20 protein-coding genes and 1 riboswitch are annotated in these 24663 nt (G+C 70.0%); of the genes, 5 read left to right on the top strand and 15 right to left on the bottom strand.

Annotation, left to right across the window (positions count from 1 at the left end; genetic code table 11):
- Positions 1 to 125: 125 nt before the first annotated feature.
- From ACWCSV_RS21810 to ctaE, 6 genes are all read right to left on the bottom strand, one after another.
- Positions 126 to 1535 carry an aminotransferase class V-fold PLP-dependent enzyme gene (locus tag ACWCSV_RS21810; RefSeq protein WP_451144611.1) on the bottom strand — a complete coding sequence of 470 codons (1410 nt, stop codon included), beginning with the start codon at positions 1533 to 1535 and terminating at the stop codon, positions 126 to 128.
- A gap of 170 nt (positions 1536 to 1705) precedes the next feature.
- Positions 1706 to 1823, bottom strand: a riboswitch (SAM riboswitch).
- Between the two features lie 109 nt (positions 1824 to 1932).
- Positions 1933 to 2997, bottom strand: a complete 1065-nt coding sequence (gene trpD / locus ACWCSV_RS21805; RefSeq protein WP_327175302.1) for an anthranilate phosphoribosyltransferase — start codon at positions 2995 to 2997, stop codon at positions 1933 to 1935.
- A 127-nt stretch (positions 2998 to 3124) separates the two neighbouring features.
- Positions 3125 to 4750 (bottom strand): cytochrome bc1 complex cytochrome b subunit, encoded by a 1626-nt coding sequence (qcrB, locus tag ACWCSV_RS21800; protein ID WP_327175303.1) that lies wholly within the window; start codon positions 4748 to 4750, stop codon positions 3125 to 3127.
- A complete protein-coding gene (qcrA, locus tag ACWCSV_RS21795; protein WP_451144608.1) occupies positions 4747 to 5802 on the bottom strand; it encodes a cytochrome bc1 complex Rieske iron-sulfur subunit in 1056 nt (351 codons plus the stop codon). The genes qcrB and qcrA overlap by 4 nt, the downstream gene beginning before the upstream one ends.
- Entirely contained in the window at positions 5799 to 6608 is an 810-nt protein-coding gene (qcrC, locus tag ACWCSV_RS21790; protein ID WP_451144606.1) for a cytochrome bc1 complex diheme cytochrome c subunit, read from the bottom strand. Before qcrC ends, qcrA begins: the two co-directional genes overlap by 4 nt.
- 57 nt (positions 6609 to 6665) lie before the next feature.
- Positions 6666 to 7286 carry an aa3-type cytochrome oxidase subunit III gene (gene ctaE, locus ACWCSV_RS21785; protein ID WP_266703481.1) on the bottom strand — a complete coding sequence of 207 codons (621 nt, stop codon included), beginning with the start codon at positions 7284 to 7286 and terminating at the stop codon, positions 6666 to 6668.
- 187 nt (positions 7287 to 7473) lie between these two features.
- On the opposite strand from ctaE, the gene ACWCSV_RS21780 reads away from it, so the two are divergent.
- Positions 7474 to 7884, top strand: coding sequence for a hypothetical protein (locus ACWCSV_RS21780; protein WP_451144604.1), 411 nt, complete (start codon positions 7474 to 7476; stop codon positions 7882 to 7884).
- Positions 7885 to 7940: 56 nt separating this feature from the next.
- Here ACWCSV_RS21780 and ACWCSV_RS21775 read toward each other — a convergent pair whose 3' ends face one another.
- The 4 genes from ACWCSV_RS21775 to ctaC all read right to left on the bottom strand — a co-directional run bounded on the left by ACWCSV_RS21775 (position 7941) and on the right by ctaC (position 12443).
- Positions 7941 to 9206, bottom strand: a complete 1266-nt coding sequence (locus ACWCSV_RS21775) for an Ig-like domain-containing protein (protein ID WP_451144602.1) — start codon at positions 9204 to 9206, stop codon at positions 7941 to 7943.
- A 146-nt stretch (positions 9207 to 9352) separates the two neighbouring features.
- Positions 9353 to 9751 (bottom strand): cytochrome c oxidase subunit 4, encoded by a 399-nt coding sequence (locus tag ACWCSV_RS21770; protein WP_451144600.1) that lies wholly within the window; start codon positions 9749 to 9751, stop codon positions 9353 to 9355.
- On the bottom strand, positions 9748 to 11481 hold the full coding sequence (ctaD, locus tag ACWCSV_RS21765; protein WP_451144598.1) for an aa3-type cytochrome oxidase subunit I: 1734 nt from the start codon (positions 11479 to 11481) through the stop codon (positions 9748 to 9750). Before ctaD ends, ACWCSV_RS21770 begins: the two co-directional genes overlap by 4 nt.
- Positions 11478 to 12443 carry an aa3-type cytochrome oxidase subunit II gene (gene ctaC / locus ACWCSV_RS21760; RefSeq protein WP_451015665.1) on the bottom strand — a complete coding sequence of 322 codons (966 nt, stop codon included), beginning with the start codon at positions 12441 to 12443 and terminating at the stop codon, positions 11478 to 11480. The genes ctaD and ctaC overlap by 4 nt, the downstream gene beginning before the upstream one ends.
- Before the next feature lie 271 nt (positions 12444 to 12714).
- Here ctaC and ACWCSV_RS21755 point away from each other — a divergent pair, with 271 nt between their 5' ends.
- Positions 12715 to 14124 carry an aminotransferase class V-fold PLP-dependent enzyme gene (locus tag ACWCSV_RS21755; RefSeq protein WP_451144596.1) on the top strand — a complete coding sequence of 470 codons (1410 nt, stop codon included), beginning with the start codon at positions 12715 to 12717 and terminating at the stop codon, positions 14122 to 14124.
- A 109-nt stretch (positions 14125 to 14233) separates the two neighbouring features.
- On the opposite strand, the gene ACWCSV_RS21750 is transcribed toward ACWCSV_RS21755, so the two are convergent.
- On the bottom strand, positions 14234 to 15208 hold the full coding sequence (locus ACWCSV_RS21750; protein ID WP_451144594.1) for a carbohydrate kinase family protein: 975 nt from the start codon (positions 15206 to 15208) through the stop codon (positions 14234 to 14236).
- 153 nt (positions 15209 to 15361) lie between these two features.
- On the opposite strand from ACWCSV_RS21750, the gene ACWCSV_RS21745 reads away from it, so the two are divergent.
- Together ACWCSV_RS21745 and ACWCSV_RS21740 are read left to right on the top strand one after the other, a co-directional pair.
- Positions 15362 to 15559 carry a hypothetical protein gene (locus ACWCSV_RS21745; protein WP_451144592.1) on the top strand — a complete coding sequence of 66 codons (198 nt, stop codon included), beginning with the start codon at positions 15362 to 15364 and terminating at the stop codon, positions 15557 to 15559.
- Positions 15560 to 15758: 199 nt separating this feature from the next.
- Entirely contained in the window at positions 15759 to 17165 is a 1407-nt protein-coding gene (locus ACWCSV_RS21740; protein ID WP_451144590.1) for a hypothetical protein, read from the top strand.
- Between the two features lie 121 nt (positions 17166 to 17286).
- Here ACWCSV_RS21740 and ACWCSV_RS21735 read toward each other — a convergent pair whose 3' ends face one another.
- Positions 17287 to 17643: a HesB/IscA family protein gene (locus tag ACWCSV_RS21735; protein ID WP_266703501.1), complete on the bottom strand. Its 357-nt coding sequence runs from the start codon at positions 17641 to 17643 to the stop codon at positions 17287 to 17289.
- 263 nt (positions 17644 to 17906) lie between these two features.
- Between ACWCSV_RS21735 and nadA the strand changes: the two genes are divergently transcribed.
- The gene (nadA, locus tag ACWCSV_RS21730) at positions 17907 to 19103 is read left to right on the top strand and encodes a quinolinate synthase NadA (protein ID WP_451144588.1); all 1197 of its coding nucleotides are present in this window, start codon (positions 17907 to 17909) and stop codon (positions 19101 to 19103) included.
- A 155-nt stretch (positions 19104 to 19258) separates the two neighbouring features.
- Here nadA and ACWCSV_RS21725 read toward each other — a convergent pair whose 3' ends face one another.
- The 3 genes from ACWCSV_RS21725 to ACWCSV_RS21715 all read right to left on the bottom strand — a co-directional run bounded on the left by ACWCSV_RS21725 (position 19259) and on the right by ACWCSV_RS21715 (position 24595).
- A complete protein-coding gene (locus ACWCSV_RS21725; protein ID WP_451144586.1) occupies positions 19259 to 22435 on the bottom strand; it encodes an efflux RND transporter permease subunit in 3177 nt (1058 codons plus the stop codon).
- A gap of 217 nt (positions 22436 to 22652) precedes the next feature.
- Entirely contained in the window at positions 22653 to 23342 is a 690-nt protein-coding gene (locus ACWCSV_RS21720) for a response regulator (protein ID WP_451144584.1), read from the bottom strand.
- Complete coding sequence (locus ACWCSV_RS21715) at positions 23339 to 24595, bottom strand: sensor histidine kinase (protein WP_451144582.1); 1257 nt, start codon at positions 24593 to 24595, stop codon at positions 23339 to 23341. Before ACWCSV_RS21715 ends, ACWCSV_RS21720 begins: the two co-directional genes overlap by 4 nt.
- Positions 24596 to 24663 lie beyond the last annotated feature (68 nt).

Raw genomic sequence — 24663 nt, 5'->3', positions numbered from 1 at the left:
TTGTACGCCCCCTCCCCCTCCGGCTTCTACGCTAACCCCCCCCCCCCCCCGCGGCCCCCGGCCCCCCTCCGCCGGGGCCCGGCAACCCGCCCGTCCCCGGCCGAAGTGCTGCCGGGACGTCTCCGTCAGATCTGAGCGGTGCCCCGGTCGGGGACGCAACGGCCGCCCTCGGTGCGGTACTTCCACTGGGCGCCCTCGCTCACCAGCTCGGAGACGGCGCGGACGAAGCGGTCCACGTGCTCGTCCGGCGTACCGGCGCCGAAGCTGACGCGGATGGCGTTCAGGGAGCGTTCGCCCGGCTCGGCCTCCGGCGCGCCGCACTCGCCCGGGTCCTGCGGGTCGCTGCCGAGCAGGGTGCGGACCAGCGGGTGGGCGCAGAACAGGCCGTCGCGGACGCCGATGCCGTACTCGGCGGAGAGCGCGGCGGCGAAGTGGGAGCTGTTCCAGCCCTCCACCACGAAGGAGATGACGCCGACGCGCGGGGCGTCGTCGCCGAAGAGCGAGAGCACCTTGACCTGCGGCACCTCGGCGAGGCCCGCGCGGACCCGGGCGACCAGCCGCTGCTCGCGGGCGACCAGCTTGTCGAATCCGGCCTCGGTGAGGGCCTTGCAGGCGGAGGCGATGGAGTAGACGCCGATGACGTTGGGCGAACCGGCCTCGTGGCGGGCGGCGGTGGTGTGCCACTCCACGTCCACGCCGCCGTCGGCGCGCCGGGCGACCTTCTTCGAGGCGCCGCCGCCGGCCAGGTAGGGCTCGGAGTCCTGGAGCCAGTCGGCGCGGCCCGCGAGGACGCCGGAGCCGAAGGGGGCGTACAGCTTGTGGCCGGAGAAGGCGACCCAGTCGACGTCGAGTCCGGCGATGTCCACCGGGTGGTGCGGGGCGAGCTGGGCGGCGTCCAGGACGATGCGGGCGCCGTGCGCGTGGGCGGCGGCGGCCAGTTCCTTGACCGGCCACAGCTCGCCGGTGACGTTGGAGGCACCGGTGACGCAGACGAGGGCCGGGCCGTAGGGGTCGCGGTCGGCGAGCGCGTGCTCCAGGGTCTCGACGGCCTGCTCCGGGGTGCGCGGCGCGTTGAGGTAGGTGACCTTGGCGTCGCGCCAGGGCAGCAGCGAGGCGTGGTGCTCGGTCTCGTACACGAACACCTCGCAGTCGGCCGGGATCACGGCCGCCAGCAGGTTGAGGGAGTCGGTGGTCGAGCGGGTGAAGATCACCTGGTCGCCGGGGCGGCAGCCGAGGAACTCGGCGACGGTGGCGCGGCTGTTCTCGAAGAGGTCGGTGGAGAGCTGCGAGAGGTAGCCGGCGCCGCGGTGCACGCTGCCGTAGTACGGCGCGTAGGCGGCGACGTCGTCCCAGACCCGCTGAAGCGCCGGGGCGCTGGCCGCGTAGTCGAGGGCCGCGTAGGTGACTTCGCCCCCGGTGACGAGGGGGACGGTGACGTCCTTGCCGAGCACCGGCAGGGGCGCGCAGTCCGCGTCGGCGGAGGCAGCAGCGGCGGCGGACTCGGAGGTGTTGAGGGCAGCAGAAGACACGGACATGACGAACTCCCGTAATACGCAGGCGAATTCACCGAGCCGGCGGGTACGCGGCAGCACGGTGCAAAGGTGAAATGGGTGCGGAGAAGGGCGTTGCGCCCTATCGCATTCGCGTGCTCACAAGAGGCTCCCTAGGGACCAGGACCCCGGGGGCTGGCATCGAGATGCCGAGGGGCCCGCGCTTGCCGCAGACCTCGCTGCCTACGGCCTGGTCTTCACCCGGGGCACCCCGCCACGGACGGAGGGTTGCCGGACAGCGGGCCGGGGCCGTAGTCGCTGTCACTCATGACCTGCCAGCATCTTGCCACACGTGTCCGCGAACGCAAGGGCGCAGTCCGCGATACGGACTGCGCCCCTTCGTGCACGTACGGACGGAAACGCTCGGCCGACGCGGAAAAGCTCAGGCGTTGCTGGCCGCCACCCAGCGCTCCAGCGCGCGGTGCGCGGCTCCGGAGTCGATGGACTCGGCGGCGGCGGCGATCTTGGCGCCGATCTGCTCGGTGAGCGTGCCCTCGCCCGGGTCCAGCGCCACCAGCGCCGCCGCCGAGTTCAGCAGCACCGCCTCGCGCACGGCACCCTTCTCGCCGTCCAGCACCCGGCGGGCGACGTCCGCGTTGTACGAGGGGTCGGCGCCGCGCAGCGCCTCCACCGGCACCAGCTCCAGCCCCACGTGGCGCGGGTCGAAGGCCTCCTCGCGCACCTCGCCGTCCCGCACCACCCAGACCCGGGACGTCGCGGTGGTGGTCAGCTCGTCGAGCCCGTCGTCGCCGCGGAAGACGAGCGCGGAGTTGCCGCGCTCGGCGAGGACGCCGGCCACGATGGGCGCCATCCTGAGGTCGGCGACACCGACGGCCTGGGCGCGGACGTGGGCCGGGTTGGTGAGCGGGCCCAGGATGTTGAAGGTGGTCTGGGTGCCCAGTTCCTTGCGGGCCTTGGCCGCGTACCGCAGGGCCGGGTGGAACTTCACCGCGAAGCAGAAGGTGATGCCCGCCTCGGCGGCCACCTCGGCGACCCGCTGCGGGGTCAGTTCCAGGTTGACGCCCAGCTTCTCCAGGACGTCGGAGGCGCCGCTGGCCGACGAGGCGGAGCGGTTGCCGTGCTTGACGACCTTGGCCCCCGTCCCGGCGATCACGATCGCGGACATCGTGGAGATGTTGACCGTCTTCGCGAGGTCGCCGCCGGTGCCGACGATGTCGACCGAGGGTCCGGGCACCTCGATGGTGCGGGCGTGCGCGTACATCGCGCGCACCAGGCCGCTCACCTCGGCGACCGTCTCCCCCTTGGCCCGCAGCGCGATGGCGAAGCCCGCGATCTGCGCGTCGGTGGCGTCCCCGCTCATGATCCGGTCCATGGCCCAGGCGGTGTCGTCCGCGCCGAGGTCCTGGCCGCGCAGCAGGGGCGTCAGTACGCCGGACCAGGAACGGTCCGCCGCGCTGTCGCCGCCGTTCGGGGTCACAACGTTCATGGTCCGCTCCAAGAATTCCACAGCCGGAAAGGGGGGTGTCCGTCCACCCTATCGGGGCCCGGGAACGACGAAGAGCCCCGTCCGGCGAATGGACGGGGCTCCTCGCTGTGGCGATCAGTTCAGGCGATCAGTGGTGACCGTGGCCGCTGGTGATCTCCTTGTACTCCTCGACGGTGGGCTTGGCGATCTGGTTGTGCTCGCCGTAGTAGCCCTTGCTGAGCTTGGCGCGCAGCTTCGTGAGGGCCGAGACCTTGCGCTCGACACCGTTCTCGTCGACCGTGGGGCCGATCTCGAGCGGCGTGTACTGGTCGTGCGCGGTGAGGGTGTGCAGCTGACCCGGGCTGAGCGGCTCGTGGACCTCGACGAACTCACCGTGCGGCAGGCGCTTGATGAGCCCGGACTCGCGTCCGTGCAGCACCTTCTCCTTGTCGCGACGCTGGAGGCCGAGGCAGATCCGCTTGGTCGCGATGAACACGAGCACCGGGACCACGAAGAATCCGACCCGCACGAACCAGGTGATGGCGTTGATCGACAGGTGGAAGTGCGTGGCCCACAGGTCGTTGCCGCCACCGACGAGCAGGACGAAGTACCAGCTGATCCAGGCCACACCGAACGCGGTGCGGGTCGGCGCGTTGCGCGGCCGGTCCAGGATGTGGTGCTCGCGCTTGTCGCCGGTGACCCAGGACTCGATGAACGGGTACACCGCGATCGCGGCCAGCACCAGCGGGAAGATGACCAGCGGGATGAAGACGCCCAGGACGAGCGTGTGACCCCAGAGGTTGATCTCCCAGCCCGGCATGACACGGATCAGGCCTTCGGAGAAGCCCATGTACCAGTCCGGCTGCGCACCGGTGGACACCTGGTCCGGCCGGTACGGGCCGATGGCCCAGATCGGGTTGATCGAGGCGACCGCGGCGACGACCGAGATGACACCGAAGACCAGGAAGAAGAACCCTCCGGCCTTGGCCATGTAGACCGGCAGCAGCGGCATGCCCACGACGTTCTTGTTCGTACGGCCGGGGCCCGCGAACTGCGTGTGCTTGTGGTAGAAGACCAGGATCAGGTGGCCGACCAGCAGGCCCATCATGATGCCCGGGAGCAGCAGGATGTGGATCGAGTAGAACCGGGCCACGAAGTCGCCGCCGGGGAAGTTCCCGCCGAACAGGAAGTACGCGAGGTACGTGCCGACGATCGGCACGGACAGGATCGCGCCCTGCATGAAGCGGACACCGGTACCGGAGAGCAGGTCGTCCGGGAGCGAGTAACCGGTGAAGCCGGTGAACATGCCCAGGACGAACAGCAGGAACCCGAAGAGCCAGTTGATCTCACGCGGCTTGCGGAACGCGCCCGTGAAGAACACGCGCATCATGTGCACGAACATGCCGGCCAGGAAGATCAGCGCGGCCCAGTGGTGGATCTGCCGCACGAGCAGACCACCGCGGACGTCGAAGCTGATGTTCAGCGTCGACGAGTAGGCCTCGGACATCCGGATGCCCTGCATGGGCTCGTACGGGCCGTTGTACACGACCTCGTTCATGCTCGGGTGGAAGAACAGCGTCAGATACACACCCGTGAGGATGATGATGATGAAGCTGTAGAGGCAGACCTCGCCCAGCATGAAGGACCAGTGGTCCGGGAAGATCTTGCGCATGTTGGCCTTGGCCAGGCCGTAGATGCCCAGCCGGCCGTCCGCCCAGTCGGCGACCCGCTCACCTGCGGGTGCCTTGCGCGTGGTTTCCGTCGTAGTACTCATCCGCGCTCCCAGAAGGCAGGACCGACGGGCTCTTCGAAGTCACCGAGAGCTTCGAGGTCGCCCTCGCTGCTCACGCCGATCCGCAGCTGCGGAAGCGCGTGCCCGGCCGGACCGAAGATGACGCGGGCGCCGTCGGAGAGGTCGAAGGTGGACTGGTGGCACGGGCAGAGCACGTGGTGCGTCTGCTGCTCGTACAGGCTGATCGGGCAGCCGACGTGGGTGCAGATCTTGGAGAAGGCGACGATGCCCTCGTGCGCCCACTCGCGCTCGCGCTTGTCCTTGATGTCGTCCGGCTCGATGCGGATGATCATCAGGGCGGCCTTGGCGATCTGCGCCTGGAAGTCCTCGGCGTCCTCCTCCAGGCCCTCGGGCATGGCGAAGGTCAGCGAACCGACCACGATGTCCTCGGGTCGCAGAGGCTGCATCGTGTTCATGTTGATGAGCTTCTTGCCGTTGGCCCACAGGGTCGAGCGGAGCTTCTTCTCCGGCAGCGGACCCAGGTCGCGCAGCAACATCACGCCGGAGAGCGGCACCAGGGCCAGCGCGCCGAACATCGTGGTGCGGATCAGCTTGCGCCGGCCGATCACGGACTCCTCGGCACCGGCCTTGAAGTCGGCGAGTACCTGCGCCTTGACCTCGGGCGTGGCCTCGATCGCGTGACGCTCGGCGGGGACCTCGACGTCGGACATCAGGGTGCGCGCCCAGTGGACGGCACCCGCGCCGATGGCGAAGAGCGCCACGCCCAGGGTGAGACCCAGGGAGAAGTTCAGCGCGCTCACATGGCCGAACGGCCAGATGTAGACGATCTTGTCGACCGGGAAGATGACGTAGGAGGCGATGAACGCCACCGTCGCCAGCATGGACAGGATGAACAGGTACGCGACGACTCGCTCGGAGCGGTTCGCGGCACGTTCGTCGATGTCCTGGATGCGCGGCTTGTGGGCCGGCAGCCCCGGGTCGGCGAACGGGTCGCCCGTACCCACTACCGCGCCGTGCGCGGTGTCCTGCTCGGTGAGCAGGCTCTTCTCTGGATTCTCTTCTTGGCTACTCATGACTTCTTGGCCTTAGCGGTGTGGGCCGCGACCCAGACGGCGACGGCGATCAGGAGGCCCAGACCGAAGATCCATGCGAACAGGCCTTCGCTGACCGGACCGAGGCCACCGAGCGACAGGCCGCCCGGGCTCTCGCTGTTGTCACCGTTCACGGTCTTGATGTACGCGATGATGTCCTGCTTCTGCTGCTCGGGCATCGTCGTGTCGGGGAAGGAGGGCATGTTCTGCGGGCCGGTCTGCATGGCCTCGTAGATGTGCTTGGGGCTCGTGCCTTCCAGGCTCGGGGCGTACTTGCCGTTCGTCAGCGCGCCGCCCTCACCCGTGAAGTTGTGACACTGGGCGCAGTTGGTGCGGAACAGGTCACCACCCTTGGCGATGTCCGCACCGTCGGGGCTGACCTGCTTCTCGGTCGGCGTGATCGGACCGGCGCCGAGCGACGAGATGTACGCCGCGAGCTGGTCGATCTCGCCCTGCGAGTAGATGACCTTCTTCGCCGGGATCTGGGCACCCGGCTGCTGCGCGGGCATGCGGCCGGTGCCGACCTGGAAGTCGACGGCGGCGGAGCCGACGCCGACCAGCGAAGGCCCGTCGGAGGTGCCCTGACCACTGGTTCCGTGGCAGCTGGCGCAGCCGACGGTGTAGATCTTCTTGCCCTCCTCAATGGGGAGGGACTGGACGGATTCGTCTGCCTGCGCCTTGCCCGCAGGCGCAAACGCGGCGTACAGCCCCCCGGTAGCCGCCAGCGCGAGGAGTAGTACGACGACGGCCGCCAGTGGATGGCGTCGTCGTGCGGAGAGCTTTTTCACGGATTACCCCGGTGTCAGGATCTTCTGCGTCGATGATGGGTGGGTGCGAGCGCCCGGTTACTTGATCATGTAGATCGTCGCGAAGAGGCCGATCCACACGACATCGACGAAGTGCCAGTAGTAGGACACGACGATGGCTGCGGTCGCCTGTTCGTGGGTGAACCTCTTGGCTGCGTATGTTCTGCCGAGAACCAGCAGGAAGGCGATGAGACCGCCTGTCACGTGCATGCCGTGGAAGCCGGTGGTCAGGTAGAACACCGAGCCGTACGGGTCCGAGGACAGGGAGAGCCCGTCCGTCTTGACCAGCTCGGTGTACTCCACGACCTGGCCGCCGATGAAGATCGCACCCATGACGAACGTGATGATGAACCACGTCCGGAGCTTCTTCACGTCGCCCCGCTCCGCGGCGAAGACGCCGAGCTGGCAGGTGAGAGAGGAAAGCACCAGGATCGTGGTGTTCGTCGCGGAGAACGGGAAGTTCAGATGGTCGGCCATCTCCTTCCAGTGGTCCGGTCCCATCACCGATCGCAGGGTGAAGTACATCGCGAAGAGGGCCGCGAAGAACATCAGCTCGGAACTCAGCCAGATGATGGTTCCGACGCTGGTGAGGTTCGGCCGATTGACCGACGGGTGCGCGTGCCCGGTTTCTACTGTCGTTGCTGTCGCCACGACCGACATTATGTCGGTCGCTTATCCCGCCCTCACTCCCGGGGGTGCCGTTCGGTGTGTCAGAGGGGTGTGTCCTCCCCGAACGGCCCAGGGAATCGACGTCATTAGCGGTGCTGACGGGCTGTCGGCGGGAGTACGATCCGCGCATCGGTTCATGCCCCGAGAGCCCCGACGACACAGCTGTCACGGAGGAACAATGCAGGCGACCGCCACGGTCCTGGTCTACAGCGACGACGCCAACGTCCGCGAGCAGGTGACGCTCGCCACCGGGCGACGGCCCGCGGCCGACGTCCCCGAGGTGCGGTTCCTGGAGTGCGCGACGCTGCCCGCCGTGCTCTCCGCGCTGGACGCCGGCGGTGTCGACGTCTGCGTGCTGGACGGCGAGACGGCGCCCGTGGGCGGCATGGGCGTCTGCCGGCAGATCAAGGACGAGGTCTTCCACTGCCCGCCGGTGCTGCTGCTGATCGGGCGCCCGCAGGACGCCTGGCTGGCCACCTGGAGCCGCGCGGACGCCGCGGTGACCCTCCCGGTGGACCCGGTCGAGTTCGCGGACGCCCTGGCGGCCCTGGTGCGCGGGCGTCTCCAGGTGGCGGCCAAGGCCTCCTGAGGCCGCCCGCACACCAGGGCCGCACGGTCGTCCCGAGAGGCGGTGCACCCCCGGTGTCAGACCTGGGGGCGCAGTCGCGCCGCCAGAGCCGATGTCTGGGGGTGCGCTCCGGCGCCGGGCGTGGCGCTCAGCAGGGCGCTGCCCTTCTGCCAGGCCTCCCAGGAGACGTTCCAGTCCCCGAACCCGTTGTCGAAGGGGGTCATTGTCTCCCCTTCGCTGCCGACGACCTTGACGACGTCGCCCTCGCGCACGGTGTCGAAGAACCATTCGGCGTTCTCCGTGCTCATCCCGGTGCACCCATGGCTGACGTTGGCGCTGCCCTGGGACCCGACGGACCACGGCGCGGCGTGCACGTACTCGCCGCTCCATGTCACCCGGGTGGCCCAGTAGACCGGCAGGTCGTACGACTCAGAGGAGCCCTCCGCGATGCCGACGGTCTCGCCGCGCATCCGGACGAACGCCTCCTTCCCGAGCACGACCTTGACGCCGTTGCGGGTGGAGAAGCCGGGCTTCCCGGTGGTGACCGGAATGGTATTGATCACTTCTCCGTTGCGGAGCACGGTCATCTCGTGCTCGGAGGCGTCGGTGATGGCCTCGATCCGGTCGCCGATGCTGAGGTGCAGCGGCTTGACCTCGGCCCCGTACAGGGCGTTGGTCACCTTGATCCCCTTGAAGTTGCTGCTCACCTCGACGGCCGTGCCGGCGGGCCAGTAGTCCTGGGGACGGTAGTGCAGGATCTTGTCGTCCACCCAGTACCAGGAGCCGGTGACGGCGGGGGTGGAGCGGACCTTGAGGGCGCGTTCGACGGCGGCCCTGGCGGCCTTGTCGGTGACCGGAGCGCTGAGTTCCGCCGTAATGGGCTGTCCGACCCCGTACGTGCCCGCCTGCGGGCCGAAGGAGACGTTCAGGAGCTTCTTCGGGGAGGTGGTCTCGAAGGAGAGGGTACGGCGGCCGGGGGCGCCGTCCTCGTCCTCGGTGGTGACCTTCACCTCGTACCGCGCGCCGGCGGCGAGCGGGGCGGTGGAGTGCCAGCGTTTCCCGTCGGCGGCGAGTTCGCCGGCCAGACGGCGGCCGGTGCTGTCCGCGGCCGTCACATCGGTGATGCGTCCCTCGTCACCCTTGACGGTGACTTCCAGGGGCTTGTCGGGATCAGCCTTCCCGTTCGGGGCATGGCCGTTGAAGGAGACCTGGTCGGCCGCATCGAACGGCTTGGCCGAGAGCGGGTGGCCATCGGGCTCTCCACAGGCGGTCGCACCGGCGACCAGGGTCACGACCAGCAGGGAGCAACTCACTACGGAGCGGGTGCGCGGCGTGTCGTTCATGGACCCACGCTAAGAAGATTCATCCGATCCAGCGCGTTCTATGACTGCAAACGAGGGGCCCGGACCGCTCTTGCCGAGCAGTTCGGGCCCCTCGCGAGGTGTTACTGGTAATGCGGTGTCACCCGGGGGGTGTCACTGGGCGGGTGTCACTGGGTGCGGTTCTCACCGCGGTAGTACTCGAACACCCAGCCGAAGAGACCGATCAGGAGCATCGGGGCCGAGAAGTACGCCAGCCACCAGCCGAAGGCGATGCTCATGAAGAGCAGCGCGCCGCCGATCGCCAGGGAGAGCGGCTGCCAGCTGTGCGGGGAGAAGAACCCCACGTCGCCGGCCTCGTCGGCCACGTCGGCTTCCTTGTTGTCCTGGGCCATCTGGTCGACCCTGTTGGCCGTGAAGGCCAGGTAGAAGCCGATCATGATGGACAGCCCGAAGGCCAGGACGAGGGCGGTGGTGCCGACCGGCTCCTTCGACCACACGCCGTACGTGATGGCCATGATCAGGATGAAGACGCTCAGCCAGATGAACAGCTTGCCCTGGATCTTCACTTGCCTGCCTCCTTACCACCGGCGAGAACCTTGTCCTCGGAGTGGTGACCGAGCTGCTCCAGCGCGGCGATCTCCGGGTGGTGCAGGTCGAACGCCGGGGATTCGGAACGGATCCGCGGCAGGGTGATGAAGTTGTGGCGCGGGGGCGGGCACGAGGTGGCCCACTCCAGCGAACGGCCGTAGCCCCACGGGTCGTCGACCTCGATCTTCTTGCCGTACTTGGCGGTCTTCCACACGTTGTAGAAGAACGGCAGGATCGACAGGCCGAGGAGGAACGAGGAGATCGTCGAGATCGTGTTCAGCGCGGTGAAGCCGTCGGCCGCGAGGTAGTCCGCGTAGCGACGCGGCATGCCCTCGGCACCGAGCCAGTGCTGCACCAGGAACGTGCCGTGGAAGCCCACGAACAGGGTCCAGAACGTGATCTTGCCGAGCCGCTCGTCCAGCATCTTGCCGGTGAACTTCGGCCACCAGAAGTGGAATCCGGCGAACATCGCGAACACCACGGTGCCGAAGACGACGTAGTGGAAGTGCGCGACGACGAAGTACGAGTCCGAGACGTGGAAGTCCAGCGGCGGCGAGGCCAGCAGAACACCGGTCAGACCACCGAAGAGGAAGGTGATCAGGAAGCCGATCGACCAGAGCATCGGCGTCTCGAAGGACAACGAGCCCTTCCACATCGTGCCGATCCAGTTGAAGAACTTCACACCGGTCGGTACCGCGATGAGGAACGTCATGAAGGAGAAGAACGGCAGGAGCACGCCGCCCGTCACGTACATGTGGTGCGCCCACACCGTCACGGAGAGACCCGCGATGGCGATGGTGGCCGCGATCAGGCCGATGTAGCCGAAGATCGGCTTGCGGCTGAATACCGGGATCACTTCGGAAATGATTCCGAAGAATGGTAGCGCGATGATGTACACCTCTGGGTGCCCGAAGAACCAGAAGAGGTGTTGCCAGAGCAATGCGCCGCCATTGGCCGCGTCGAATACGTGGGCCCCGAATTTTCGGTCCGCTTCCAGCGCGAAGAGCGCGGCGGCGAGAACCGGGAAGGCCAGCAGGACCAGAACACCGGTCAGCAGGACGTTCCACACGAAGATCGGCATCCGGAACATCGTCATGCCGGGCGCGCGCATGCAGATGATCGTGGTGATGAAGTTGACCGAGCCGAGGATCGTACCGAAACCGGAGAAGGCCAGACCCATGATCCACATGTCGGCACCGACACCCGGCGAGCGGACGGCGTCCGACAGCGGGGAGTAGGCGAACCAACCGAAGTCGGCGGCGCCCTGCGGGGTGAGGAAGCCTCCCACCGCGATGAGCGAACCGAAGAGGTACAGCCAGTACGCGAACATGTTCAGCCGCGGGAACGCCACGTCGGGCGCACCGATCTGCAGCGGCATGATCCAGTTGGCGAATCCGGCGAACAGCGGCGTCGCGAACATCAGCAGCATGATCGTGCCGTGCATCGTGAACGCCTGGTTGAACTGCTCGTTCGACATGATCTGCGTACCCGGACGGGCCAGCTCGGCGCGCATGAAGAGCGCCATCAGGCCACCGATGCAGAAGAACGCGAACGAAGTGACCAGGTACATCGTGCCGATCGTCTTGTGGTCAGTGGTGGTCAGCCACTTGATGACGACGTTTCCCGGCTGCTTGCGCCGTACCGGCAGTTCGTCCTCGTACGAGTCGTCTGCTGCCGCGGCACCCTGGGGTTCGTTGAGGATGCTCACAGTTTGTTGGTCTCCGCATTCCTGGCGGGGTCAGTCTGCTCGATGCCTGACGGCACGTAGCCGGTCTGCCCCTTCTCCGCCAGCTCCTTGAGGTGCTGCTGGTAACGCTCGGGAGAGACAACCTTGACGTTGAAGAGCATCCGGGAGTGGTCGACGCCGCAGAGTTCGGCGCACTTGCCCACGAAGGTGCCCTCCTTGTTCGGAGTGACCTCGAACGCATTGGTGTGGCCCGGGATGACGTCCTGCTTCATGAGGAACGGCACCACCCAGAAGGAGTGGATGACGTCACGTGAAGTGAGGATGAAGCGGACCTTCTCGCCCTTCGGCAGCCACAGGGTCGGACCCGGGTTGCCGGTCTGGGGGTTGCGCGTGCCCGGGATTCCCGCGTCGTAGACGCCGCCGGCGCCCTTCGGGAAGTCCGCGATGAAGCGGTCGGGGATCGAGGAGAGCTCCTCGGGCGTCTTGGTGGTGGCCGGCGAGCCGTCCACGTCCTCGACGTAGTTGAACGCCCAGCTCCACTGGTAGCCGACCACGTTGATGTTGTGGACGGGCTTGGTGGAGAGGGTGAGGAGCTTCGATTCATCGCGCGCGGTGAAGTAGAAGAGCACCGAGACGATGATCAGGGGGACCACTGTGTACAGCGCCTCGATGGGCATGTTGTACCTGGTCTGCGGAGGAACCTCTACCTTGGTCCGGCTACGCCGGTGGAAGAAGGCACTCCAGAGGATCAGCCCCCAGACAAGGACACCCGTGGCGAGCGCTGCCGCCCACGAGCCCTGCCAGAGGGAGAGGATCCGAGGGGCCTCTTCCGTTACCGGGGTAGGCATACCAAGGCGAGGGAAATCCTGCCAGTTGTACGAACAACCGGAGGCCGTCGCCAGGACCAGGCCCGCAGTCAGCACCTGCGGCAGCTTCCGCCGCATCGGGCGCCGCGACGAGCGGTCGGAGCCGTTGGGACTCACGTAGCGCCTTCCCGAGAGTCTCGCCCGCTACGGTCGGCGCGCCCGTATGTCTCTGGTCGGTCGCCGCCCTGTCGCGGGCAGGGGTTTGGATGTTTATGCGGACCAAACCCTACTGGACGCTATTTGGGGTCGCGCGGGGAGGGTGCCCAACGCGCCGTCCGACACCCCGAAGGGGTGGAATCCCGGCTTCCGGGCGCCATCTGACGTTCCTTCTCCTGGTTCGCGGGCGCCCGCGACCGGGGGCGCCCGGCCCCCGGGCTAGCGTGGCCGGGTGCCCTACTTCGACGCCGCCTCCTCCGCACCCCTGCATCCCGTGGCCCGCCAGGCCCTGATGGCCTCCCTGGACGAGGGCTGGGCCGATCCCGCCCGGCTCTACCGGGAGGGACGGCGGGCCCGGATGCTGCTGGACGCCGCCCGCGAAGCGGCGGCGGAAGCGGTCGGCTGCCGCCCGGACGAGCTCGTCTTCACCCCTTCGGGGACGGCGGCGGTGCACGCGGGAATTGCCGGAGCCCTTTCGGGCCGTCGGCGTGTCGGCCGCCATCTGGTCGCGTCGGCGGTCGAACACTCGTCGGTATTCCATGCTGCGGCCTCGCACGGGGCGGCGGGCGGTTCCTTCACCGAGGTGCCGGTGGAACGGACCGGAGCGGTGGATTCCGCGGTGTTCGGGGCCTCCCTGCGTGCGGACACCGCGCTTGCCTGCCTCCAGTCCGCCAACCACGAGGTGGGCACCGAGCAGCCGGTGGCCGCCGTCGCCGCGCACTGCCGGGAGGCGGGGGTCCCCCTGCTGGTGGACGCGGCGCAGTCACTGGGGTGGGGGCCGGTCGCGGACGGCTGGTCCGTGCTGACGGCGAGCGCCCACAAGTGGGGCGGCCCGGCGGGCGTCGGACTGCTGGCGGTGCGCAAGGGCGTCAGGTTCGCACCCCGGGGCCCGGCCGACGAGCGGGAGTCGGGACGGTCGGCCGGCTTCGAGAACCTGCCGGCGATCGTGGCCGCCGCCGCTTCACTGCGCGCGGTGCGCGCCGGGGCGGACGCGGAGGCGGCGCGACTGCGGGCCCTGGTCGACCTGGTCCGCGCGCGGGTGGCGGCCGGGGTGCCGGACGTGGAAGTGGTGGGTGACCCGGAGCGGCGCCTGCCGCACGTCGTCACCTTCTCCTGCCTCTACGTCGACGGGGAGACCCTGCTGCACGAGCTGGACCGGGCCGGTTTCTCCGTATCGTCCGGTTCGTCCTGCACCAGCAGCACGCTGACGCCCAGCCATGTGCTGAAGGCGATGGGAGTGCTCTCGGAGGGGAACGTCCGGGTGTCGCTGCCGGCGGGCACCGCAGCATCCGACGTGGACCGCTTCCTCGACGTGCTGCCCGGGGTGGTCGCCGGAGTGCGGGAGCGCCTCGGGGTTCCGGTGTCCGGCCGGGCCACCGGGGGTGCCGGGGCCGTCGGGGGTGCCGCCGCGCCGGCCGCGTCGCTGGTGGTGGACGCGCTGGGCCGGCGCTGCCCGATCCCGGTGATCGAGCTCGCCAAGGTGATCGGGGACGTCCCGGTGGGCGGCACGGTGACGGTGCTCGCCGACGACGAGGCGGCCCGGCTGGACATTCCGGCCTGGTGCGAGATGCGGGAGCAGGAGTACGTGGGCGAGCGGCCCGCGGAGCGCGGCGCGGCGTACGTGGTCCGCCGGCTGAGCTGAGCGGTGCGGGGGCCTTCCCGTACGGCCCGGGGGCCTTCCCGTACGGCCCGGGGGCCTTCCCGTACGGCCTGGGGGTCGGCCGGACCGTACGGGAAGGCGCCGCGAAGGATCAGGCGAGGTGTGCGCGGACCTCGTCGGCGGCCTCGTGGCCGTACGCCTTGGCGAAGCGGTCCATGAAGCGGGAGCGTCGCAGGGTGTACTCCTGGGTGCCGACCGTCTCGATGACCAGGGTGGCGAGCATGCAGCCGACCTGGGCGGCGCGTTCCAGGCCGACGCCCCAGGCGAGGCCGGAGAGGAAACCGGCGCGGAAGGCGTCGCCGACGCCGGTCGGGTCCGCCTTCTTCTCCTCGTCGGGGCAGCCGACCTCGATGACCGGCTCGCCCACGCGCTCGATGCGCACCCCGCGGGCGCCGAGGGTGGTGATCCGGTGGCCGACCTTGGCCAGGATCTCCTCGTCCGTCCAGCCGGTCTTGGACTCGATGAGCCCCTTCTCGTACTCGTTGGAGAAGAGGTAGGTGGCGCCCTCCAGCAGTATCCGGATCTCTTCGCCGTTCATCCGGGCGATCTGCTGGGAGAAGTCCGCGGCGAAGGGGATGCCCCGGCTGCGGCACTCCTCGGTGTGGCGGAGCATCGCCTCCGGGTCGTCGGCGCCGATGGAGACGAGGTCGAGGCCGCCGAGGCGCTCGGCGACGCTCTGCAGTTCGATCAGCCGGGCCTCGCTCATGGCACCCGTGTAGAAGGAGCCGATCTGGTTGTGGTCGGCGTCCGTGGTGCAGACGAAGCGCGCGGTGTGCAGCACCTCGGAGATGCGGACCGATCCGGTGTCCACGCCGTGCCGGTCGAGCCAGGCGCGGTACTCGTCGAAATCGGCTCCGGCGGCGCCCACCAGGACCGGGGAGGTGCCGAGCTGCCCCATGCCGAAGCAGATGTTGGCGGCGACCCCGCCCCTGCGCACGTCCAGGGCGTCGACCAGGAAGGAGAGCGAGACCGTGTGCAGCTGGTCCGCGACGAGCTGGTCGGCGAACCGGCCGGGGAAGGTCATCAGATGGTCGGTGGCGATGGAGCCGGTGACTGCGATACGCACGGGAGGCTGCTCCTGCGGGGGCGGGGGGACGCGTGGGCGTTCCGGGACGGCGTGACACCTCACGCTACCGGTTTCCGCACCAAGCACCGATGGGTTGAAACTACCCGATAGTAGGTCTTTCTACCCAGGGGCAGAGGTGCGTACGGTGCGGATATGCCCACACACAGCGTTGTGTCCGAGACCGAGACGAGCCTGGCCGATCTGAGGGGTGACTGCGTGCGGATGGCACCGCACTGGGTCGTCCCGCCGAAGACTGCCACGCCGCCTGTCGCGCCGTCCCTGATTCACGGAGTCACGGTGCCGCCCGCCTCCGCGCGGCTGATCGAGGCGACGGAGGAGTACGGGAGCTGACGGCCCCTCCCCCGGGTCCCGCGAGCCCGCCCGATCCTGGCGGGTGGGCTGGGCCCGGGGTCGAACTCCCGCTCCCGGTGGCGCTCTTGAGCGCCGGGGAGGGAACCGATCGCCGCTCCGCCCCGTCACAGCTCCGTCCCCCATCCGGGGACGGGGCGGGAGCATCCGCCCCCGGAAGCGACGGCGAAGGAGCTCTCCGGTGAGCATCGAGCGATCCGACGACGAAGCGCCCGCTCCCCGACGGCACACGGCCCTGATCGGCGCGGTGGCGGCCGCGGTGGTGCTGGCCGGGGGCGGCGGAGCCTGGTGGGCGGCCACGGCGGACGACGGCGGAGGCGGCGCGGAGAAGACCGCCGCCTCGGCGCCCGCGTCCCCGTCCCCGGCCCCCCTGGGCATCTCCGGACCGGCCGATGACCCGTCGGCACCGGGCGTCGCCCCCGGCGAACCGGCCCCCACGGGCGTGGTCTACCGCGCCACCGGCGAGCTGCCGCACGGCCCGGCGACGGCACCGGTGCGCCGGACCGCCGCGACCGTGCCCCTCGACGAGGCGGTCCGCCTGGCCCGGGCGTTCGGCGTCCCGGGCACCCCGACGGCACAGGACGGCTACTGGCGCCTGGGCGCGGGCGGAGCGAAGCCGTACCTGGAGGTCTCCCAGGAGGCACCGGGTACCTGGAAGTACCTGCGCGGCACCGGCGTCCTCTCCCCCTGCCCGCCGGGCGCGGTGTGCGCCGGCGGCACCTCGGGCCGGAGCCCGGTGAGCCCGGAGGCGGCGAGGGAGGTTGCCCGGCCGGTGCTCGACGCCCTGGGCCTGGGCGATGCCGCGCTCGGCGACGGCGGGCCGCTGGGCGAGCAGCGGGTGGTCCGCGCCGATCCGGTGGTGGGCGGGCTGCCCACCCACGGCTGGTCCACCGATGTCCAGGTGGGGCCGGACTCCGCGGTGACCGGTGCTTCGGGCCGGCTGCTGGTGCCGGCGGCCCGGGACGGCGATGCCGCCTACCCGGTGGTGGACGCGGCCGCGGCCCTGGCGTCGCTGAACGCCGCGCAGGGGTCCACGGCCTCCCCGGCCTGCGCGACGGCCGAACCCGTGGAGAAGGGGGAAGGCAGCCCGAAGACGGCAGGACCGGAGTGCGTACCGTCCTCGGGTCGCATCGCGCCGCCGACGGCGATGACGGTGGAGAAGGCGGTGTTCGGGCTCTCGGCGCAGCTCGTGGACGAGCGGCCGGCCCTCGTGCCCTCCTGGCTCTTCACCGTCCGGCCGGAGGCGGGCGGTCCGGTCTCCACGGTCGCCCAGGTCGCCGTCGCCCCCGCCTACCTGGACGCGCCGTCGGCTTCGCGGCCGGCCCACGGCGTGACGCCGGTCTCGTACACCGAGCACGGGCGGACGCTGGAGGTGACGTTCTGGGGCGGCGTGTGCGGCACCTATACGGCGAGCGCCGAGGAGGACCGTACGGAGGTCCGGGTCACGATCACCGAGCCCCGGCCGAAGGCGGGGACGGCCTGCGTGGCCATGGCCGAGAGGGTGACCGTCCCGGTGACCCTGGACGCGCCGCTCGCCGGGCGGACCGTCCTGGAGACGGCGTCGGGCAAGCCGGTCCCTCGCGGGTGAAGCGGCGTGAACCGTCAACGCACGAGGGCGGCCCCGGAATCGCTTCCGGGGCCGCCCTCGTCGTACGTCTTCGTTCCGCGGCCGGTCCGTGGACCGGGCGCCTTCAGAGAACCGGTGAGGGTTAGCTGAAGGAGTCGCCGCAGGCGCAGGAGCCGGTGGCGTTGGGGTTGTCGATCGTGAAGCCCTGCTTCTCGATGGTGTCAACGAAGTCGATCGAGGCACCGCCGAGGTACGGGGCGCTCATGCGGTCGGTGACGACCTTGACTCCGTCAAAGTCCTTCACGACGTCGCCGTCGAGCGAGCGCTCGTCGAAGAAGAGCTGGTAACGCAGGCCGGAGCAGCCGCCGGGCTGTACGGCGACGCGCAGGGCGAGGTCGTCACGGCCCTCCTGGTCCAGCAGGCCCTTGACCTTGGCTGCGGCGGCGTCGGACAGGAGGATGCCGTCGCTCACGGTGGTGGTCTCGTCCGATACGGACATCTGCTTCTCTCCCGGGTTGTACGGACTGCTTGCCGACGGTGCAACCGTCGCGCGCGCGGATTCATTCCGCGCCCGCGTCCGTCTGTTCTTTTTCATGCTCGCACACGGCGCGCGCGAGGGTATGCGTCACATCGACGGTAACGACGTCGTCAAACTGACGCGATCCGGCTATCATAGATAACGTCAAATAGACGAAAAGACTCCCGGCGCTGGCCTTCGGCCTCACCGACCGGCTCCGCCGCGCTCATCAATGACAAGAAAGGGTGCGTGACGTGACCACGGCCCACCCCCCTGTGGAACTCGATGTTCAGCCGTCGCCCCTGGCCCTGCTCCTGCTCGGCCGCGAGGCCGACCCTAGGAGCGAGCGCGGCGTGGAGTGCCCCGGCGACCTGCCCTCCCCGTCCGACCCGGACCTGGTCGAGCGCGCCCGCGCCGCCAAGGAGAAGCTCGGCGACAAGGTGTTCGTCCTCGGCCACCACTACCAGCGCGACGAGGTCATCCAGTTCGCGGACGTCACCGGCGACTCCTTCAAGCTGGCCCGTGACGCCGCCGCCCGCCCGGAGGCCGAGTACATCGTCTTCTGCGGTGTGCACTTCATGGCCGAGTCGGCGGACATCCTGACCGGCGACGACCAGAAGGTCGTGCTGCCCGACCTGGCGGCGGGCTGCTCGATGGCCGACATGGCCACCGCCGAGCAGGTCGCCGAGTGCTGGGACGTACTGACCGAGGCGGGCGTGGCCGACCGGGTCGTCCCCGTCTCGTACATGAACTCCTCCGCCGACATCAAGGCGTTCACCGGGCGCCACGGCGGCACCATCTGTACCTCCTCCAACGCCGAGCGGGCGCTGGAGTGGGCCTTCGAGCAGGGCGACAAGGTCCTCTTCCTCCCCGACCAGCACCTGGGCCGCAACACCGCCGTCCGGGACATGGGGATGTCGCTGGAGGACTGCGTCCTCTACAACCCGCACAAGCCGAACGGCGGCCTGACGGCGCAGCAGCTGCGCGACGCGAAGATGATCCTGTGGCGCGGGCACTGCTCGGTGCACGGGCGCTTCTCGGTGGAGTCCGTGGAGGACATCCGCGCGCGCATTCCCGGCGTCAACGTCCTGGTGCACCCGGAGTGCAAGCACGAGGTCGTCGCGGCGGCCGACCAGGTCGGCTCGACCGAGTACATCATCAAGGCGCTGGAGGCGGCCCCGGCCGGCTCCAAGTGGGCCATCGGCACGGAGCTGAACCTGGTGCGCCGTCTGGCGAATCGTTTCGCTGCCGAGGACAAGGAGATCGTCTTCCTCGACAAGACGGTCTGCTTCTGCTCCACGATGAACCGGATCGACCTGCCCCACCTGGTCTGGACGCTGGAGTCGCTGGCCGAGGGCAAGCTGGTCAACCGGATCGAGGTCGACCCGGAGACCGAGAAGTACGCCAAGCTGGCGCTGGAACGGATGCTCGCGCTGCCGTAGGGCACACGCGCCGCGTACGGAGAGGGCCCGGCGTACGGAGAGGGCCCGGCGTACGGAGAGGGCCCGGCCCCCGCACTCCCGTGAGGAGAGTGCGGGGGCCGGGCCCTTTTCCACTGTGGCCGGCCGGACTTCTTACTGTGGCCGGCCGGACGCCGTCAGACGCCGGAGTGGGCCGTCTCGCGGGAGCCGTCCGTACCCGCGTCGGTACCCGGGCCGGAGCCGGATCCGCCCTGCGCGGGGACCTCGCCCTTCGCCGCGCGACGGGCCGCCTTCCTCTTGGCCCGGCGCTCCTTGCCCAGCTCCACCATGGCGTACAGCGTCGGCACCAGCAGGAGCGTCAGCAGGGTGGAGGTGATGAGGCCGCCGATCACGACGACGGCCAGCGGCTGGGAGATGAACCCGCCTTCGCCGGTGACGCCGAGCGCCATCGGCAGCAGCGCGAAGATCGTCGCCAGCGCGGTCATCAGGATCGGGCGGAGCCGGTGACGGCCGCCCTCGACGACCGCCTCGACGACGCCCATGCCCTGGGACCGGTACTGGTTGATCAGGTCGATCAGCACGATCGCGTTGGTGACCACGATGCCGATGAGCATCAGCATGCCGATCATCGCCGGGACGCCCATCGGGGTGCCGGTGATGATCAGGAGGCCGAGCGCGCCGGTCGCCGCGAACGGGATGGAGACCAGCAGGATCAGCGGCTGGATCAGCGAACGGAACGTCGCGACCAGCAGCATGAAGACGATCGCGATGGCCGCCAGCATGGCCAGGGCGAGGTTCTTGAACGCGTCGTCCTGGTCCGAGGTGACGCCGCCGATGGTGGCGGTGGCGCCCTCCGGGAGGTCCAGCGCCTTGAGCTTCGAGGAGAGCTCGGTGCTGACCGCGCCGGTGTTCTCGTCGGTGGGCCGGGCGGTGATGGTGGCGGCGCGCTGTCCGTCGATGCGGGTCATGGAGACCGGGCCGGGGACCAGGTCGACGTCGGCGATCTGGCCGAGCCGCACCTTGCCGGCCGGGATCTCCCTGAGCTGGGCCAGGGTGGTGGCGGGCGTCGCGGACCTCACGACGATGTTCCGCTCGGTGTCGTCGAGCATGGCCTTGCCCGCGTTGGTACCGCCGACCGCGCCGGTGACGAGCGCACCGATCTTGGTCTGGTCGTACCCGGCGGCCGCGGCCTTGTCGTTGGCGCGGACCGAGATGCGCGGCACGCTCTGCGAGAGGTCGCTCTGGACGTCGGTGACGCCGTCGATCTTCTCGACCTCGGCGCGCACCGCCTCGGACGCCTTCTTGAGCACGTCGGCGTCGGCGGCCTTGACCACGACGCTGAGGTCCTGGCTGCCGAAGCCGCCGCCCGCCGCGATGCTGGTCCGGCCGATGCCGTCCAGCTTCGCGAGACCGTCCTCGATCCGCTCCTGGGCCGCCTCGTACTCGCCGGAGTCCTTCAGGGTGATCTGGTACGAGGCCTGGTTGGCGCCCGTGCCACCGCCGAAGGCGGCCATGAAGCCGGAGGAGCCGACGGTGACCTGGTAGTCCTTCACGCCCTTGTCGGCGGCGATGACCTTCTCGACCTTGCGGGCGGCCTCGTCGGCCGCGGCGAGGCTCGTCCCCGGGGTCAGCTTCTGGGTGACGGTGAGGACTTCCTGCTCGCCCTGGTCGAAGAAGTTCGTCTTCAGCAGGGGGGCCATGCCGAAGGTACCGAGCAGGATCACCAGCGCGATCACCACGCTGGTGATACGGCGGCGGGTGGCGAAGCGCAGGACGGGGACGTAGAACCGCTGGAGCCGGCTCGCCGCCTCCTTCTCCTCCGCCTTGCGGCGGGCCTCGTCCGGGTCCTCGACGGCGCCCTTGGGGGCGCGCAGGAACCAGAAGGAGAGGACCGGTACCACGGTCAGCGAGACCAGCAGGGAGGCCAGCAGGGCCGCCGTGACGGTGATCGAGAACGAGCCGAAGAGCTGGCCGACCATGCCGCCGACGAGACCGATCGGCAGGAAGACGGCGACGGTGGTGAGGGTGGAGGCGGTGACCGCTCCGGCCACCTCCTTCACCGCGGCGACGATCGCCGAGTGGCGCTCCTCGCCGTAGCCGAGGTGCCGCTTGATGTTCTCCAGCACGACGATCGAGTCGTCGACGACGCGGCCGATCGCGATCGTCAGCGCCCCGAGGGTGAGCATGTTGAGCGAGAGGTCCCGGGTCCACAGCACGATCAGCGCGAGCACCACGGAGAGCGGGATGGAGACCGCGGTGACGAGCGTCGAGCGGATCGACGCGAGGAAGAGCAGGATCACCACGACGGCGAAGACCAGGCCGAGCGCTCCCTCGGTGGTCAGGCCGGAGATCGCCTTGGAGACGGCCGGGCCCTGGTCGGTGACGACCGTCAGCTCGGCGCCGGAACCCAGGTCCTTGCGCAGGTCGGGGAGGATCTTCTCGACCGCGTCGGAGATCGCGACGGCGCTGCCGTCCTGGTCCATCGTCGCCATCACGGCGAGGCTGGGCTTGCCGTTGGTGCGGGTGATGGAGACCGGGGCGGACTCCTCCTGCTTCACGGTGGCGACGTCACCGAGGCGGACCGGCTTGCCGGGCTTGCCGGTCTCGGCGCCGGGGACGATCCGCACGTCCTCGATCTGCTGGAGCGAGGTGAACCCGCCGCCGACCTGGATGGTGCGGCTCTTGCCGGACTCGGCGAAGGAGCCGGCCGCGCTGGTGGCACCCGCCGCCTGGAGCGCCGGGGAGAGGGACGACTGGGTGAGGCCCGCCGCCGCGAGCTTCCTGTCGTCGGGGACGACGGTGACCTGCACGTCCTGGACGCCGTTGACGGCGACCTGGCCGACGCCCTCGATGTCCTCCAGCGCGGGCACCACGGTGTGGTCCAGCTGGTCGGCGAGCGCCTGCTGGTCCTTGTCCGAGGTGACGGCGAGGACCACGGTCGGGATGTCGTCGGTGGAACCGGCGATGACCTGCGGGTCGACGCCCTCGGGGAGCTGGTTGCGCGCCCGGTTCACGGCCTGCTGGATGTCGGCGACGAGCTGCTTGGTGCCCTCGTCCCCGAAGTCGAAGCTGGCCATGACGACGGCGTTGCCCTCGCTGGCGGTCGAGGTGACGCCCTCGATGCCGTCGACGGCCTTGATGGCGTTCTCGAGCGGTTCGACGACCTGCTTCTCGACCACATCGGGGGACGCCCCCTGATAGGGCGCCAGGACCGACACCATCGGCAGCTCGATGGTCGGCAGCAGCTGCTGCTTGAGCTGGGGGATCGCTATCGCCCCGAAGACGAGCGCGACGATGGAGATCAGCCCGATCAGGGCCCGTTGCGCGAGGCTGAACCTTGACAGCCAGGACATGGGTTACGTCTCTCTTCTGTGGCGTACGCGGTGGCGGGTGGATGCGTGAGTCGAAGGGGACACACCCGGCCCACTCATACGATCCCTGATGGCCCGCGGCCGGACGTCGGCCCCCCGGGTGCTTTTTGGGGCCCGCGTGTACCGCAGCTGGAGTACGCCGTCTCCACCCGGTCCGCACCCCCGGCGGTACCCGCGCCCGCGCCGCCCGCCGCCGGGGTCATGCGCCCCGGGGGCGTACCAGTCCCGACTCGTAGGCGATGACGACCAGTTGGGCACGGTCGCGGGCGCCGAGTTTCGCCATGGCCCGGTTGACATGGGTCTTGACGGTGAGCGGGCTGACGGCGAGGCGTTCGGCGATCTCGTCGTTGGAGTGCCCGGCGGCGACCTGGACGAGCACCTCGCGTTCGCGGACGGTGAGCGCGTCCAGCCGCTCGGCGTGGGCGGCGGCGTCGGGCAGTTCGTCCGAAGTGACCGCCTGCGCGAGGAAGGTGGCGATCAGCCCCTTGGTCGCCACCGGGGAGAGCAGCGCCTCGCCGGCGGCGGCGACGCGTATCGCCTGGAGGAGCTCCTCGGGTTCGGCGCCCTTGCCGAGGAAGCCGGAGGCCCCGGCCCGCAGCGACTGCACGACGTACTCGTCCACCTCGAAGGTGGTGAGCATGACGACCCGTACGCCGGTCAGCGCCGGGTCCGCGCTGATCAGGCGGGTCGCGGCGAGGCCGTCGGTGCCGGGCATCCGGATGTCCATCAGGACGACGTCGGGGACGGTGGCGCGGGCGAGTTCCACCGCCTGGGCGCCGTCGGCCGCCTCGCCGACGACCCGCATGTCGGGTTCCGAGTCGACCAGCACCCGGAACGCGCTGCGCAGCAGCGCCTGGTCGTCGGCGAGCAGCACCCTGATCACGCTCACGCGCGTCCCCCCGTACGGTCCGGAGCGCCCGGGCGGGCGTCCACGGGGAGGATCGCATGCACCCGGAACCCGCCGCCGTAACGGGGGCCCGCCGTGAGGGTGCCGCCGAGCGCGGTGACGCGTTCGCGCATGCCGAGGAGGCCGTGGCCGCCGCCGAGTCCGCCCTGGGCGGGGACCGCGGGGGTGCCGCGCCCGTTGTCGAGCACCGTCACCTCGGCCACGGCCCCGACCCGTACGACGCTGACCTCGGCCTTCGTGCCGGCTCCGGCGTGCTTGCGGACATTGGTCAGAGCCTCCTGGACGACCCGGTAGGCGGCGAGGTCGACGGCGGCGGGCAGCTGGGCATCCTGCTCGGGGCAGGCGACCTCGACCGGAAGTCCGGCGTTGCGGAACGTCTCGACCAGTTCGCCGAGGACGGCGAGGCCGGGCGCGGGTTCGGTGGGTGCGGTGGGGTCGCCGGACTGGCGCAGCAGCCCCACGGTGGCGCGCAGTTCGTTGAGCGCGGAGCGGCTGGCGTCCCGTACGTGCGCGAGCGCCTCCTTGGCCTGGTCGGGGCGCTTGTCCATGACGTGGGCGGCGACCCCGGCCTGGACGTTGACCAGCGCGATGTGGTGCGCGACGACGTCGTGCAGGTCGCGGGCGATGCGCAGGCGCTCCTCGGCGACCCGGCGGCGGGCCTCCTCGTCCCGGGTGCGCTCGGCGCGCTCGGCGCGTTCCTGGATCGCGTCGATGAAGGCCCGGCGGCTGCGTACGGCGTCGCCTGCCGCCCCGGCGAGGCCGGTCCAGGCGACGACGCCCAGGTTGATCTGGCTGTACCAGGGGGCGGCGCCGAAGATCATCGCGGTGGCGGCGAGCGCGCCGCTGGTGACCAGCCCGACCCGCCAGGTGGTGGGCCGGTCCGTGCGGGAGGCGACGGTGTAGAGGGCCACGACCGCGCTCATCACCACCGGTCCCGGCGGGTCCACCACGACGAACTCGACGACCGAGAGGCAGCAGGTGAAACCGAGCACCTGGAGGGCCCGCCTCCTGCGCAGCACCAGCGCCGCGGCGCCGAGCAGCATCATGACGACGCTGGACGCGGCGGGGGTCCGGGAGCCGAAGGAGGGCCCGTGGTGGCCGGGTCCGCCGGAGTCGGCGAAGGACGCGACGAGCATGGTCCCGAGGACGGCGACGGCGAGCGCCGCGTCGAAGGCGAGCGGGTGGTCCCGCAGCCAGCGGCGGGCGCGCGCGAGTCCGGTTCCGAGGGTGGTCACGTCGGGCAACGGTACGGCGTGCGGGAAGCGCGGTTGCCGGGGCGGCGGGCTTCGCGCTCCGGTACGCC

The organism is Streptomyces sp. NPDC001770 (genome assembly GCF_053596135.1).
Note: the sequence above shows the minus strand (reverse complement) of the source record. Positions and strands in the feature narration are given on the sequence as shown.